15 protein-coding genes and 1 tRNA gene are annotated in these 14145 nt (G+C 60.8%); 3 read left to right on the top strand and 13 right to left on the bottom strand.

Annotated elements, in window-relative coordinates:
* Positions 1-32: 32 nt before the first annotated feature.
* From AC1RKJ_RS19925 to AC1RKJ_RS19905, 5 genes are all read right to left on the bottom strand, one after another.
* Entirely contained in the window at positions 33-1313 is a 1281-nt protein-coding gene (locus AC1RKJ_RS19925) for a beta-ketoacyl-ACP synthase (RefSeq protein ID WP_492792848.1), read from the bottom strand.
* A 13-nt stretch (positions 1314-1326) separates the two neighbouring features.
* On the bottom strand, positions 1327-2526 hold the full coding sequence (locus AC1RKJ_RS19920) for a beta-ketoacyl-ACP synthase (protein WP_492792847.1): 1200 nt from the start codon (positions 2524-2526) through the stop codon (positions 1327-1329).
* Positions 2519-2992, bottom strand: coding sequence for a 3-hydroxyacyl-ACP dehydratase FabZ family protein (locus tag AC1RKJ_RS19915; RefSeq protein WP_492792846.1), 474 nt, complete (start codon positions 2990-2992; stop codon positions 2519-2521). Before AC1RKJ_RS19915 ends, AC1RKJ_RS19920 begins: the two co-directional genes overlap by 8 nt.
* An 11-nt stretch (positions 2993-3003) precedes the next feature.
* On the bottom strand, positions 3004-3285 hold the full coding sequence (locus AC1RKJ_RS19910) for an acyl carrier protein (RefSeq protein WP_492792845.1): 282 nt from the start codon (positions 3283-3285) through the stop codon (positions 3004-3006).
* A 162-nt stretch (positions 3286-3447) separates the two neighbouring features.
* A complete protein-coding gene (locus AC1RKJ_RS19905; RefSeq protein WP_492792844.1) occupies positions 3448-3762 on the bottom strand; it encodes a hypothetical protein in 315 nt (104 codons plus the stop codon).
* A gap of 232 nt (positions 3763-3994) precedes the next feature.
* On the opposite strand from AC1RKJ_RS19905, the gene AC1RKJ_RS19900 reads away from it, so the two are divergent.
* Positions 3995-4618, top strand: a complete 624-nt coding sequence (locus AC1RKJ_RS19900) for a ParB-like protein (protein WP_492792843.1) — start codon at positions 3995-3997, stop codon at positions 4616-4618.
* A gap of 31 nt (positions 4619-4649) precedes the next feature.
* On the opposite strand, the gene AC1RKJ_RS19895 is transcribed toward AC1RKJ_RS19900, so the two are convergent.
* From AC1RKJ_RS19895 to AC1RKJ_RS19885, 3 genes are all read right to left on the bottom strand, one after another.
* The gene (locus tag AC1RKJ_RS19895) at positions 4650-5117 is read right to left on the bottom strand and encodes an MgtC/SapB family protein (protein WP_492792842.1); all 468 of its coding nucleotides are present in this window, start codon (positions 5115-5117) and stop codon (positions 4650-4652) included.
* Positions 5118-5139: 22 nt separating this feature from the next.
* Entirely contained in the window at positions 5140-5721 is a 582-nt protein-coding gene (locus tag AC1RKJ_RS19890) for a peroxidase-related enzyme (protein WP_492792841.1), read from the bottom strand.
* A 106-nt stretch (positions 5722-5827) separates the two neighbouring features.
* A complete protein-coding gene (locus tag AC1RKJ_RS19885; protein ID WP_492792840.1) occupies positions 5828-7588 on the bottom strand; it encodes an ATP-binding protein in 1761 nt (586 codons plus the stop codon).
* Positions 7589-8018: 430 nt separating this feature from the next.
* On the opposite strand from AC1RKJ_RS19885, the gene AC1RKJ_RS19880 reads away from it, so the two are divergent.
* Positions 8019-8092 (top strand) — tRNA-Gln (locus tag AC1RKJ_RS19880).
* Positions 8093-8380: 288 nt separating this feature from the next.
* On the opposite strand, the gene AC1RKJ_RS19875 is transcribed toward AC1RKJ_RS19880, so the two are convergent.
* The 4 genes from AC1RKJ_RS19875 to AC1RKJ_RS19860 form a co-directional block, all read right to left on the bottom strand.
* Positions 8381-9178: an SDR family NAD(P)-dependent oxidoreductase gene (locus AC1RKJ_RS19875; RefSeq protein ID WP_492792839.1), complete on the bottom strand. Its 798-nt coding sequence runs from the start codon at positions 9176-9178 to the stop codon at positions 8381-8383.
* A 68-nt stretch (positions 9179-9246) separates the two neighbouring features.
* Positions 9247-9582: an NIPSNAP family protein gene (locus tag AC1RKJ_RS19870; protein WP_492792838.1), complete on the bottom strand. Its 336-nt coding sequence runs from the start codon at positions 9580-9582 to the stop codon at positions 9247-9249.
* 38 nt (positions 9583-9620) lie between these two features.
* Positions 9621-10859 carry an ABC transporter substrate-binding protein gene (locus tag AC1RKJ_RS19865; protein ID WP_492792837.1) on the bottom strand — a complete coding sequence of 413 codons (1239 nt, stop codon included), beginning with the start codon at positions 10857-10859 and terminating at the stop codon, positions 9621-9623.
* An 83-nt stretch (positions 10860-10942) separates the two neighbouring features.
* Positions 10943-12649 carry an FAD-dependent oxidoreductase gene (locus tag AC1RKJ_RS19860; RefSeq protein ID WP_492792836.1) on the bottom strand — a complete coding sequence of 569 codons (1707 nt, stop codon included), beginning with the start codon at positions 12647-12649 and terminating at the stop codon, positions 10943-10945.
* Between the two features lie 193 nt (positions 12650-12842).
* On the opposite strand from AC1RKJ_RS19860, the gene AC1RKJ_RS19855 reads away from it, so the two are divergent.
* Positions 12843-13718, top strand: coding sequence for a helix-turn-helix domain-containing protein (locus AC1RKJ_RS19855; RefSeq protein WP_492792835.1), 876 nt, complete (start codon positions 12843-12845; stop codon positions 13716-13718).
* Positions 13719-13734: 16 nt separating this feature from the next.
* Here the strand turns inward: AC1RKJ_RS19855 and AC1RKJ_RS19850 are convergent, their stop codons facing one another.
* The gene (locus AC1RKJ_RS19850; RefSeq protein ID WP_492792834.1) at positions 13735-14145 is read right to left on the bottom strand and encodes a Zn-ribbon domain-containing OB-fold protein; all 411 of its coding nucleotides are present in this window, start codon (positions 14143-14145) and stop codon (positions 13735-13737) included.

Here is a 14145-nt window from a genome sequence, read left to right as displayed (position 1 = left end):
GCGTCAACTGCCGGCCGGCCGTAGCCGGGCCGCTAGATAGGCTCGCGCGTCAGGATCAGGGACGCGTTCTGGCCGCCGAAGCCGAACGAATTCGACATGACCGCGGTCACACGTGCATCGCGGGCCTTGTTCGGGACGACGTCGAACGGAATCGCGGGATCCGGAACGTCGTAGTTGATCGTCGGCGGGATACGCTGATGCTCTAGCGTCAGCAGTGAGAACACGGCTTCCACGGCACCTGCCGCGGAGAGCGTATGTCCGACCATCGACTTGTTGGATGAGACCGGAATTTCCTTGGCGCGATCGCCGAACACCATCGAAATGCCGAGATATTCCATCTTGTCGTTCTCAGGTGTTCCGGTGCCGTGAGCGTTGATGTAGTCGATCTGCTCGATGCCGACACCGGCGTCCGACAGCGCGTTGCGCACGCATCCGACGATGGGTTTGCCGTCCGGGCTGGAGCGGGTGCGATGGAACGAGTCCGCGAGTTCACCGCAGCCAGCGACAACGCCGAGAATCTTCGCGCCGCGCGCAGTAGCGGCTTCGAGGCTTTCCAGCACGAGTGCGCCTGCGCCTTCCGCCATGACGAAGCCATCGCGGTTCTTCGAGAACGGCCGCACCGCCGCGTGCGGCGGATCGTTGTTCGTCGAAAGCGCCGAGAGCAGCGAGAAGCGGATCAACGCTTCGGGATTGACCGAGCCGTCCGTCGCCACGCAGAGCGCAGCATCGGTTTCGCCGCGGCGGATCGCCTCGACGCCGAGTTGAATCGCGGTCGCGCCAGATGCGCAAGCCGTGGACAGCGAGATTGGCGAACCTTTTGTTCCGAAGGTGTCGGCCAGATGATCGGCGACCGAGCCGAAGACGAAACGGCGGTGTAGGGCGGTGAATTTGCCGCCGCCGCTTGCCTTGAGAAGCGCATCGTAGTCGATGCCGGATTTCAGCCCCGTGGCGCGGGCGATGTCCTGCCGCGGCTCCCATTCGAGTTCGACAGGCGCGACCGCCAGAAACAATGGACCGGGGAAGTCGCCCTTGGCGCCGATGCCGGCCTGCGCGACGGCTTCTTCCGTTGCGACGTCGGCAAGGCGTTCGGACAGCACTGTGGATGAGAACGGCTCGACTGGAATGAAGTCGATCGTACCCGCCATCGTGGTCTTGAGACCGTCGGTCGGAAAGCGCGTGATGGTCCGGATGCCGGATTCGCCCGCCGACAGCTTGGCCCAGTTATCGGATTTGCCCGCGCCGAGAGATGTCACGACGCCCATGCCGGTGACGACGACGATCGGCCGTCCGAATTTGTCGCGAGTCGCTGTCATCGTGTTTCCCCGCTTATACGGCCTCGACCAGCGCCATGCCTTCGCCGCGCCAGTGACCGGCTCCGATCACAACAATCTGGGATGGCGGCGTGGTCATTTCAATCTCGACGCCAGTGGTATCGTTCGGCGGGAACAGCGCTCCCCGCGAGATCGACAGCGCGGCGAGTGCGATGCCGAGAGGGAATTGCGCCTCCACGGTATGGCCAAACGCGGTACCTGTCGCGCGTGCGGGAATGTCCTTGTGATTACCAAGAAATGCGCGCTCCTCGGCGGTGACGGGCGCTGCCCCGGTGGCCCCGGTGATGATCGCGCTGGTCTGGCCGGCGGCGCCGATCTTCGACCACAAGCCGTCAAGCGTCGCGGTCACGTCGCCGCTCGCTTTGCGCGGTGCGCGGTCGGCGACAACCTTCGTGAGTTTCGCATAGGGCTTCGCGCCGCGCGCCTGCGCGTGTTCTTTCGATTCGATGACGAGAAACACACCGCCCGCGCCGAGCGCGAAGCCGTTGTCCCGCTGCCAGACCGGCGAAAACTTATCCTTGAGATTGAAATCGCCGAACTCGTAGAGCATCAGCATTTCCTTGCGCTCGCTGTTTTGCGCCGCGCCGACAAGAGCGATGTCGCTCTGACCGGCTGCGATACGCGCCAGCGCAATACGCGCGGCATCGACGCCCGCTGCTTCCTCGCCCATGAACGTGCGCGACGATCCGGTGACGCCGTGGACGATGGAGATGTTACCGGCAAGCAGGTTGGAGAGCTGCGCCAGGAACAGTGTCGGGCGCAGGTCGTTCATCAGCCGTTCGTTGAGAAAACCCGGCGCGGCGTTGCCCTGGACGTCGGCATTGATGATCGCGGAATCGACCGCGAGATCCCGTTCGCCGCCGCCGGCGGCGACGATCATGTCCATCCGGGAAAGAATGTCAGCGTTGCCTTTGACGCCGGCGGAGTCGAGCGCGAGACCTGCGGCATAGGTGCCGATGCGCTGCCACGCTTCCATCTGGCGCTGGTCGCCCTTCTTGGGGATCTGCGCGTCGAAGCTCAGCTTCGTCATCGGGTGGATGACGTAGGGGGCGAACGCCGTCTCATCGACATTGATCGTCTTGCTGTTCAGTGCATCCCAGTGCGCGTCGAGGCCTTCGCCGAGCGAGGTGGCAAGGCCGATGCCCGTGATCCAGGCTTCGCGCGGGCCGCCAGTCGATGAAGGGGTCTCAGCCATGAGCGATTGCCTGTTCAGGAAAGCCGATACGCTTCGCCATCGCTTCCATATGCACGCGCAAGTCTGGATGCGGGAACGGCGTGTGACGGAAGGTCAGCGTCGCGTTGCATTTCAGTTTGCCGCCGATGTGGATCTTCGCCTCGGTCACTGCAAATCCGGAGCCATCGTGGACCAGACTGGCGTCGATCGTCAGCAGTTCGCCCGGCGTCACGAAGTCCCTCATCTTGGCTTCCTTGACGCTGGCCAGAAACGGCATCCGCTGGAATTTCAGATGGGCGATCAGGAGCCAGCCGGAGGTCTGCGCCATTGCTTCGATCAGCAGCACACCCGGCATTAGTGGATAGCCGGGAAAGTGCCCTTCGAAGATCGTGCTGGCCTGCGGAACCTGCGCTTCGACCGTAATTGTCCGCTTGCCGACGTCGAGATCGGTGATGCGGTCAATCAGCTGGAAGTATTCGAGATGCATGGCCGGGCGCGTCAGGCGCCCTTGGCGGCGACCAATTCGTCGATGCGCGCGCTGAGGTTCTTCAGGACAAAGTACTGCTCGGTCGTGGCCTTGCCGTCATTGACCTCCTGCGTCCACTTCTCCAGCGGCAGCTTGATCCCGAATGCCTTGTCGATCGCAAAAGCGATGTCGAGGAAGTCGAGACTGTCGATGCCCAGATCGTCGATGGCGTGGCTTTCCGGGGTGATCGTGTCGCGTGGAATGTCGCAGGTTTCCGCAATGATCGTGGCGACCTGATCGAATGTAGCAGACATGCTAAACCTTTGAGATTTCAGAGATAAATGCCATGTTTGGCGCGGGGAGCACGCTGCGAAACCGTGCCGCGGTCCCCTCCGGACGGGTTGAATCCCCGTATATCGGAGCGATGCTCTGAGTTCAATGGCGCAGCAGGTCTGGCAAGAGGCTGGTTTTCGGGGCTAATTGTGGCGAACCGGGTCGGTTTTCTGCGCGGAAATTTGCGCGCAATCCCGCCGGCCCATCAGCACGCAATCCTGCTTGCTGCGCAGATCGGCCAAGGTCACCGCAAGCCAGATGCCAACGCCGGTCAGCGCCGCCGTAAACGCGATGGCGGCGACGTTCGTGATCATCCGGTGACGATATTCGTCGGGGCTCTCGTCTCCGCGCTCATAACGGGACAGGTCCGGCGCCAGCTTGCCGGACGTCGCGGCTGACGGCGGCCGCGCATGCGTGCGTGGACGGAATTTCAGCACGCGATGTTCGCCGTCGGTCATGGGAAGCGGCTCCAAATCAGCATGATCATACTAGTCCGCTGAACACTCGTGTCTCCGGAAAAGAGAGTATTCCTGTGATGCCAAAAAGGATAGGTCGGAACCTGCTTTCCGGAGAGCGCCTGTGCGGCGCATGATGACCGGAAATGCGATGTCCTGAAAGTGATGTGACAGGGCGCTTCGTCTCTCTGCAGTTTGGTAGATTGCTGCAATCGCCCACTGGAGTCCTGCAATCATGGCAAGCAAGCGAGAACCTCTTCTGACACCTGTTTCAATTTTGTCGCTGCGTCCGACGCAGATGACCGTCGGCATGAGGGAGGTCAAAGAAAAGCGCAAACGCTGGCGTGAGCACAAAGATAAAAAGCGAGCTCAACTGCTCGGCAAGCACATGATCCCGGTCGTCGTCGGCCCGGACAAGAAAAACTATGTGATTGATCATCATCATCTGGCCAAGGCACTGCATGAGGAAGGCGAGAAGGATGTTCTGGTCTCCGTCGTCGCCGATCTCACGATGGTCGACCGAAAGGCATTCTGGGTTGTGCTCGACAATCATCGCTGGGTGTACCCCTATGATGCGAAGGGCGAGCGCCGCAATTACAGCGATCTGCCGAAAGACGTGACCGGGTTGAAGGACGATCCGTTCCGGAGTCTCGCCGGCGAATTGCGCCGGGCCGGAGGCTTCGCGAAAGATACGACACCGTTCAGTGAATTCCTGTGGGCGGATTTTTTGCGCCGGCGCATATCGCGCAAGACGGTCGATGGTGATTTCGACAAGGCCATCGAACAGGCGCTGTCGCTCGGCAAAAGCAAGGACGCGATCTATCTGCCCGGCTGGTGCGGTCCAGCGGACGACGACTAGGCCTCATCTGCTAATTCATTTCAGGCTTGCATCAGTCGGGTTTTGCGTCATCCGACGGCTTTCCGCCGAAGGCCCGATGCACCGTCCGCTCCAGCGGTCCGCCGAACACAAGCAACAGAAACGCAATGCCGAGCGCGATGCCGACCAGTCGCCAATGTCCGAGACCGCATACGACGCCGATACAGGCCGTGAACCAGACGCAGGCCGCGCTCGTAAGTCCCTTCACTTTATGCTGTTCGGCGTGAACGATCACACCGGCGCCGAGAAAGCCGATGCCAGTGAGGATTCCCTGGATGACACGGCTTGTTGCGTCTGAAAGCTGGCCTGCCTCGAGAGCCGCCGGGTTGGAGATCAGGACGATCAACGCGGTTGCGAGGCCGACCATCCCCAGCGTTCGCAGACCGATCGGCTTTCCCTGCAGGTCACGGTTGAGTCCGATCGCGCCGGACGCCAGCGTGGCGACGCCGAGCCGCAAAACGATGTCCCACCAGTCGAGCATCGATCGCCTTTCCGAGGGCGCGTTATGTCTTCGGCACGCGGCCCATCATGTAGAATTCGTCGTTCGGGCGCATGTCGGTGACGCTCGCCATGCGGTTCGATAGCGCGAAGAACGCCGCAATCGCGGCGATATCCCAGATGTCGTCGTCGCTGAATCCGTGGCCGCGCAAAATATCAAAATCCTGCGGCGATGTTTTCTGTGATTCCAGACAGACCTTCACCGCGAAATCGAGCATGGCGCGCTGGCGTGGTGTGATATCGGCCTTGCGGTAGTTGTTGGCGATCTGGTCCGCGATCAGCGGGTTCTTCGCGCGAATGCGCAACACCGCGCCGTGCGAGACCACACAATAGTGGCACTGGTTCGCTGCGCTGGTTGCGACCACGATCATTTCGCGCTCGGTCTTGCTCAGTCCGCCGTCCTTTTCCATCAGCGCGTCGTTGTAGGCGAAGAACGCGCGGAACTCGTCCGGCCGGTAGGCCAGCGCGAGAAAGACGTTCGGCACGAAGCCCGACTTCTCCTGCACGCCAAGAATGCGCGTGCGGATGTCGTCCGGCAATGAATTCAGTGCGGGCACTGGAAAGCGGCTGATGGGAGGCGTCGTCATGATGGTGGGTCCGATGCAAGCGTCATGGATGACGTGGACCATAATCGAGGACGACGCCGGCGCAAAGCGGCGGCTCGCGCACGGCAGTTCTGCGAAGGTTCGGCAATCAGCGCAAGGGCTTCTTTAGCAGCGAGAACCGATCCGGATCGAGCCCGAGCGAGGGCTGCAGCATCGGCGCGTCCGGCATGCGCTGAACCGGGCGGTCGATGGCAGTTCGATCGAACGTCGGATCGTTCGGCGTCTCGCGATGGGATGTCGCGCCACGCCAGCGCTCCAGCACGGAGCTGACGAAGGAGATGTCGTGGCCGCTGTGTGCCGAGGGCGTCGTCGCGATGGTCGCTTCGCTGCGCGGCAACTGATGGGCCGGAACTTCCTTGAAGCGAAGCCGTGTCGGCAGCGCGACACCTTCGCCGAATGCCAGAACTTCGCGTGTTCCGAGCGATGGCACGAAGGACAAAAGATTCGCCGCGGCGTCCGACACCGCGGAGCGCAACAGCGCCTGGTCACGGTCATTCGCAAGCCGCATCGCGAATAGGGTGTTGCATTGGGAAATGATCGTTGCGTCGAGTTCGGCCGGCCGCTGTGTGACGAGTGCAAGATAGACGCCGTACTTGCGGCCTTCCTTGGCGATGCGCGACACGGCCTTGCGGGTCGGTCCGAAGCCTACACCGCGATCGGCAGACGCGTAGCGATGCGCTTCCTCGCAAACGAACAGCAGCGGCGAGGCGCCGTCGCTCCACAATCCGAAATCGAACGCCATGCGGCACAACACAGACACCACCGAGTCCACGACCTCTGCGGGGAACCCGGCGAGCTGCATGATGGTCATGGGCCGGCCGTTGGCCGGCATCCGGAACAGAAGACTGATGACTTCCGCCATCGTGTCGCCGCCGACGTTGGCGTTCTCGAACATGAAGGCGTAGCGCGGATCGTTCTTGACGGTTTCGATGCGCGAAATCAGCTTGTGATAGACGATGCGCGACGAGCGGTTTTCCAGCTTGCCCATGCGCTCGTCGATCAGCGAGATCAGATCGACCAGCCGGTAGGGGACCGGCGTATCGGCTGTGTAGCCGATGGTCTTGGCATCGACGCGCTTCAGGCCGACGCGGTCGCTGTTCTGGTATTGCGTGTAGGTGGCCTTCGCGACGGGAATAAGCTCGACGAGCACTTCAAGCTCTTCCGGAACGCCGGGGCGTCCGCCGAAGATCACGTCGACGAATTCTTCGAAATTGAAAAGCCAGAAAGGCAGCTTCAAATTGCGTGGATTGAGAACCAGGGCTCGTTCGCCGAAACAGCGGCCATATTCGTTATGCACATCGAGCAGGAAGACGCGCAGGTTCGGCCGCACGCGGAGAATTTCGTTCAGCAGCAGCGAAACGCCGCTTGATTTTCCGACGCCGGTGGACCCGAGCACCGCGAAGTGCTTGCTCAGCATGTCCTCGACGTCGACATAGGCGGTGACGGACGGATCCTGCTGCAATGTGCCGATGTTGATCTGCTCGGCTTTTGAAGGCGCATAGACCGTCCGGAGTTGCTGGTTGGTCAGCACGTCCACCAGATCCCCGATGGTCGGATAGCTGGTGACGCCGCGCTGGAAGCGGCCGTTGGGGCCGGCGGCGATTTCGCCCAGCAGATCGACGGACGCGATCGCGATGCAGTTGTCGGCGGCCGGCAGGTTCTCGCGGCTGACCTCGGTGATCATCGCGACAATGATCGTGTTTGCGGTTCGGATGCCGAAAAACTGGCCGACGGTCGCGCGCACGTTCGAATCGTTGATCTGGCTGGTCGCCACGAGCCCGATGCGCGCTTGCGAGCCGCGAACCGAAATGACTCGTCCGAGGGCCGCTGGTTGCGGTGAATTCATCATGCGGAGATTTGGCCTGTCTGAACGTCGAGGATTTTCTCGACTGTACAAAGGCTTGTTGCAGGAACTGTTAAACGTTTCCGAAGGGGCCGCCGTTGCTTCGTCCAGCCGGGAACGGAGCCGGCAGCGTCCGGAAAGCCGCCGGTCTGCTAATATCCCGTAGTTCAAAGGGTATTTTCATCCCGGCAGGGCGCAGGGCGAAGCGCCCAGTATGTGGCATTAAGTCTTTGTTTACCTTGGATTAATCGATGCCCTTACTGGCCCGGGGGGATTATCCGGGATCGGTTTTTTCGATCCGTTGGCTGGATAGGGCAAGGCAGGGGTAGACCGCAGCGCAACCCCGCTTTATATCCAGCGCGCGATATCGATTTGCTGATTTGGATAACGATCCGCCAGGTGACACACCACGCGTCTGATCAGGTCCGCGATCGATTGGGGGATCGTCCAATGGTAGGACTCCAGACTCTGACTCTGGCTATCTAGGTTCGAATCCTAGTCCCCCAGCCAACCAGTCCGGCTTTCATAGAATATCCTTCCCATATGGAAGAAAAGCCAGCAAATTGCGGGCTTCTTTAACGTCCACCGGTCTCTGAGTGACGCGTTATGGAATGTCTTATTCTGCGTCGGCTTGTTTGGTGTGCATGAAGTTCAGACATAAAATCATCGACTTTGGACATTGCTAATTTCAGTAGAGGTACTGGAAATTGAAGCGGGCAGGTGCATTGTCACGATAAGCCTGTACGGCCCACCGCATGATCAACCGCCTCCTTCTTCCGAAGGCGAGAACCAGGCAGGTTATCGGGGGCTTTCGAAACCGGGCCGCGGAATGGTCCCCATGATGCCGCGCGTAAAGCCGCCATCGACGATGATATCGGCGCCCGTGATGTAGTCCGCACGGTCGCTGGCCAGGAACACGACCGCGTTGGCGATGTCTTCAGGTTCTCCGATACGGCGTCGTGGGACGAGGGCGCGCCGCGCTTCCGTGACGCCGGGCGTGTCGTAAAGGCTCTGCGTCATCGGGGTGCGGATGAGGCCGGGGCTGACGACGTTGCTGCGCACGCCGCGCGGGCCCCATTCCGTGGCGAGTTGTTCGGACAGCATGGTCACCGCAGCCTTGCTGGTGCTGTAAGCGCCGCTGAAGCTCTGAGGCGCATGCGCGGCGATGGACGCGACATGGACAATGGCGCCGCGTCCCTGATTCAGCATCTGCGCTCCGAACACGCGCGCGCAGCGAAAATAACCGGTCAGATTCAAGGACAGGATCGTCTGCCAGTCGTCGAGCGACATGGTGTCGAGATGTCCCGCGCGCATGGTGCCGGCGTTGTTGACGAGGATCGCGGCTGGACCGAACTCCTTGTGGGCCTGCGTTGCAGCTTCGTTCACGCTGTCGTCGCTGGTGACGTCGCAATGAATGAATGTTCCGCTCCCTCCGATCGACCGGATGTCATCGAGCGCATGCGAGGAGAATTCATCGCGATCGAGCAATGTCACCACCGCCCCGGCCTTGGCGAGACCAAGAGCGATGCCGCGCCCGATGCCTGCGCCCGCACCCGTTACGACGGCGACCTTACCGGCGAGATCAATCCAGCTCATTTTATCCTCGTCCTGCATGTGTCACCGCGATGCTGATGATCGCGGCGAATGAGTCGCCGTTGGTTTGGCTACGCGGTCTTGAGCGACGGCAACTCAATCCGCCGGATCAGTCTGTTCTCCTGCGCCGTGATGAGATGCTCGGACGCTTGAAGATAGGCCGGCCAGGCGGGGTCCTTGTCGCGCGCGGCATGCCGCTGCTCGAATTCGCCCATGTCGTCGAAGCCCCAGAGGTGGACGATCTGGTTAAGTTGGCCGACGGCGCTCGTATACATGGCCAGCGGCCGGCCCAGATATTTGAGCTGGACCGGCATCGCGAGGCGATCGAATACATCGATGAACTCAGCCATCTTCCTCAGGCGGATTGTGTAAACCCGCAGGTCGACGATCGGAGCATCATAGGGCATGCGATATCACCGTGGTTCGTTGTGGAATTTGTGGTGGCTCAGGTCTTGATAAACGGGCAGCTGCCTTCCGCGATCGGCCGGAAAGCTTCTTCGGACGGCAGGGTGGAGACCAGCTTGTAGATGTCGCCCGCGTGTTTGCTCTCTTCAGGTTTCTTGACCTCGAACAGATAGGCAGGATGAATCTTGCGGCCGTCTTCGCGGATTCTCCCGGCACCGAAGCAATCGTCGTCGGTGGGCATCTTCTTCATGAGGTCGACGACATCGCGGCCCGAGGCTTTCGCCCGCTCGACGCCGAGCTCCTTGACCGCCTTGAGGTAGTGCGTGACGCAGGAATAGTCGCCCGCCTGGCTCATGTTCGGGAAAACGCCGTTGCCGAGGCGTGGCTTGACACGCGACATGAAGGACCGGGTCCGGTCGTTCAGGTCCCAATAGAAGGTCTCCGTCAGCGACAGTCCCTTGGCGATCGGTAATCCCATGGCGTTCACGTCGGTGATGTATCCGACCATCGCGGCCATGCGGGCACCGCTTCGGTCGAGGCCGAATTCCTGCGCCTGCTTGAGGCAACTGATCAACTCGCTGCCGGAATTGGCGAATGCGATGACGTTCGCGCCGCTGGCCTGCGCCTGCAGGAGGAAGGACGAATAGTCAGTGGTTGATCCGAACGGATATCGAACCGATCCGAGAACCGTTCCGCCTGCCGCTTTGACGAACTTGGAGGCGTCGGCTTCCGCAGCGTGGCCAAACGCGTAATCCGCGGTGACGAAAAACCATTTCGTGCCGCCCGTCCGGACCAGCGATGTTGCGGTGGAATGGGCCAGACACCAGGAATCCCAGGCCCAGTGAACGAGATTGGGGCTGCAGCTCTTGCCGGTGAGGTCCGAGCTTCCAGCGGTCGTGATCAGCGCGACCTTTTTCTTTTCCTCGATGAGGTAGCGCGCGCCGAGCGCGATTGAACTGTTTCCGACGTTCTCGATCAAGTCGACGCCGTCTTGATCGAACCACTTGCGGATGATGCCGAGACCGATGTCGGCCTTGTTCTGGTGATCCGCGACCAGCACCTCGACCTTGATGTCGGGATTCTGGGCCATGAACTCGTTGACGGCCTGCTGGGCGCAGGCGACGGTGGTCGGACCGGAGACATCGCGATAGACGCCCGACATGTCGGTGATGACGCCGATGCGGATCGTCTTGCCGGCCTGCGCACGGGCGGCTTTCGGTCTCATCGTGGTGGCAGCGGCCAATCCCGTCGCAATGAACGTGCGGCGATCGATCTTCATTTTGTTTTTCCCTTTTGTGTTTGTCTTGAGTTTTTTGTCGTGGCTTTCGAAGGCGGCGGTTTGCCGTGTCGCGTGAACGGCGTCTATTCGTCGATTCCGGCCAGATGCCGGCCCGTGATGTAGCCAAATGTCATGATCGGACCGAGCGTGATGCCGGCTCCCGGATAGTTGCCGCCCATGATGCTCGCGCGATCGTTTCCGACCGCGTAGAGGCCGGGGATTGGCGTGGCGTTCTCGCCGAGAACGCGGCCCACGGTGTCGGTCGTCAGCCCGTCGAAGGTGCCGAGATCGCCCATGAAAAGCTTGAGGGCGTAGTAGGGTGCCTTACCGATCGGTCCCACATTCGGATTGGGCTTGTGTGCCGGATCACCGAGGAAGCGGTTGAAGGCAGTCGTTCCGCGGCCGAATGCGGGGTCCTCGCCGACGACGGCCCCCGTGTTGTACTCGCGCACGGTCTGTTCGAGAGCCTCGGCATCAAGCCCTGCGGCCTTGGCTAGATCGCGCAGGGTCGGCGCCGACTGAAGGTAGCCATTGCGCACATAAATGCTGGTCGGAACCGGCGCGGGCTTGGCGTGTCCAAGACCGTATTTCCGGATCGTGGCATGGTCGCAGATCAGCCACGCGGCGGTTTCCGATTCCGCCTCGCTGTCGGCGATCATCGCGGCGCCGGTGTCGTGATAGGAATTCGCTTCGTTGGTGAAGCGCTTGCCGTGACGATTGACCGCGATGATGCCCGGCTTGTAGCGATCGACGAGATGGGGAAACAAGCCGAACTTGCCGTCACCCATCGGCACCTTGGAGACAGGCATCCAGGCCGCGGCATTGGGAAAGCGGATCTCGCACGTGCCGCCGACGCTCTCCGCCATTTTCACGCCATCGCCGGTGTTGCCGTCAGGCGTCGGTGACAGATGTTGGCCGCCACGAGCCACATGCGGGTAAGCGCGCGCGATGCGTTCCTTGTCGTGAGGAAAGCCGCCGCACGCCAGCACCACAGCGCGGCGCGCGGAGATGCGGTACTCGCCATCGCCGTCTTGCACAATCGCGCCACGGATTGCACCATTCTCGCTCAGCAGGCGCCGCGCGGGCGTCTTCGTGAGAAGGGGAATCTTTAGATCGAAAACGGTCTTGGCCAGTCGCGCCACCAGCGCGTTACCGCTCGTGATCTGAACGCCGCGGCGATAGAGCGCGAGATCCTTCAGGTGATTCACAAGACGCTTGGCGACGTATACTGCGGATTTAAGCGAGCGGGTTGCGCGGAAGAAGTGCTTGAGGTCTTCGTTTGACGAGTTGAACATCATTCCGATGAAGGTGATCGTGGTCAGCGGCGGACGTAGTCGCTTGATCTCATCGCCTAGCGCGCGCGCGTCGAATGCGGCGGCCGTGACCGAACGGCCAATCGCGGCGCCGCCGGGTACATCCGGGTGGTAGTCCGGATAGCCGGACAACACGAATTTGGCCTCGGTCTCGCGCTCGAAGTATTCGAGCATGCGCGGGCCCTGGTCGAGGAAAGCGTCGATTGCTTTCTCGCTGTAGAAGTTCCCGGTTTCGTTCCGCATGTATTGGATTGCGGCTTCACGCGTATCGTTGACGCCCGCCTTGCGGGCGTGAGGATTGCCGGGAATCCAGAGAACTCCACCGGAAAACGCTGTCGTCCCGCCGAAGAATTCCTCCTTCTCGATGATGATGACGTCGAGTCCGTTTTTTTTCGCGGTGATCGCGGTGGACAGCCCGCCGGCACCCGAGCCGATGATCAGAACATCGCATGCGCGATCTCGCTGTGCATTGTGCATTGGTGTTCCTCCCGTTTTCAGCATGTCGGTCGCGTGAGTGTGATCTCATCGCGGGAGCATCTGCGTGCCGGAAAATTCTTAGGCCGGAGGTGAAACAGCGCCAATGGACGAATTCGGATTTCTATTGCACTTTTCGTAACTGCGCTTACTCTTCCATGCGTCAGAACGACACTGTCTGAATGGTGCATGGGCGATGATTCCTCGCTATTTTCTCTATGAAGAAACGGCTTCGGAGCTCGAACCCGCGTTTCTCCATATCGAGGCCATTCCGGTCCGAAGCAGCCGTCACGATTGGACGATTCGGCCTCATTCTCACCCCGATCATCATCAAATCCTTGTCCTTGATCGGGGCGGCGGAACGCTCCTGATCGAGGGCGAAAGCTGGCAATTGGCGCCGACGGCGCTGATCGTGGTCCCCGCGCTCACCGTGCATGCCTTTCAGTTTCAGCGCGATACCAATGGGTTCGTGATCACGGTGGCGTCGTCGTTTCTACGGTCCGCGCTGGAGGAGGATGCGAAGCTGCTCGACGGATTTCTAAAGCCACGCCATTTCTCCGAGGATCGGCTTGCAACGAGCATCAATCTTGTCGATGTATTCGCTTCTCTGGAGCGGGAATTTGTCTGGGCCGCGCCGGGGCGCCGCACCGCCATCAAGGCCTATTTGCAATTGATCGCCGTCACCATCGACCGCCTCGTTGGAAAGGATCGCGGCGGTTCCGTTTCCAGCGTTCGCGATTCCGATCTCGTCTTCCATTTTCGCGAACTCATCGAGATGCACTACCGCGATCATCTGTCGCTCGAAAATTTTGCGCAAAAGCTTGGCGTTACAACCGCCCGTCTCAATGCCTCCTGCCGCATGATCACCGGCCGATCGTCGCTGTCCCTGATCAACGACCGGATTCTGATCGAAGCCAAGCGGAGCCTGCTGTACTCCGGGATGAATGTTGGGGAGATAGGCGTATCTCTCGGATTCTCCGATCCCGCATATTTCAATCGGTTTTTCGCACGTGGCGCCGGTGTGTCGCCGGGAAAATTTCGTGAAACGATTATGCGCTCGGAACTGAGGTGAATGCGTGTGCGTATCGTTATTCCGGAATCAGGATGGGAAGCACGACGCCATCACTTACTCGCTCATATCCGATGCGAAGCGGCAAGCCGATCCGCAAGGTGACATTTCCGGGATTGTGCAGCCGCGCCAGCATACGGACGCCCTCGGGTAACTCCGCTGTAACGAGAGCATAGGGCGCTTCGGCTTTGAAAGCCGGGTGATAGGCGTGATGGGCAACTGTCCAGCTATGGATGTGCGCTTTGCCAGAAGCTTGCAGCCAGGAGACGTCCATCGCGTAGCATGCGCTGCAGACGGGACGCGGATAGTGGCGCAACGTTCCGCATTGTCCGCATTGCTGAATGAGAAATCTCTCGTGCGTCAAGCCTTCCCAATGGGGTTGGCTGTGCGGCGTGATATCGGGCAGGGGACGCGAAGAAGGTTCGCTCAT

The sequence above is a fragment of the Afipia sp. GW822-FHT04G07 genome (assembly GCF_058800765.1).
Note: the sequence above shows the minus strand (reverse complement) of the source record. Positions and strands in the feature narration are given on the sequence as shown.